1 protein-coding gene is annotated in these 262 nt (G+C 72.5%); it reads left to right on the forward strand.

What is annotated here, in order from left to right; all coding sequences use genetic code 11:
• On the forward strand, window positions 1-262 hold a 262-nt coding region (locus SB660_RS21530), incomplete at both ends, for a hypothetical protein (protein WP_410584445.1).

The following is a 262-nucleotide window of genomic DNA, read 5'->3' on the forward strand; positions in this document are numbered from 1 at the left end:
CCGCGTCCTCAAATAGCACGACCGTTCGAAACCATGCCGGGCTCGCGCTGCTGCGCTGGCGGTTCCGGCTGGGCAGCTGGCTGGCGCCCGCGGGCACGCTGCACCGTGCGTTCGACCTCTTCGGCACGCCGATGTCGGCCTCGCGCGAACGCGGCCGCAATGCCGACACCGGCGGCGCGCGCATCCATCGCCTGCCGCTCGGTCGCGAGCAGCTGACCGTCTACACCTGGGGCGATCCCGACACCCGGCCCTGCGTGCTGCT

The organism is Bacillus sp. SIMBA_005 (assembly GCF_046535585.1).
GTDB classification, from domain to species: Bacteria; Bacillota; Bacilli; order Bacillales; family Bacillaceae; genus Bacillus; species Bacillus pumilus.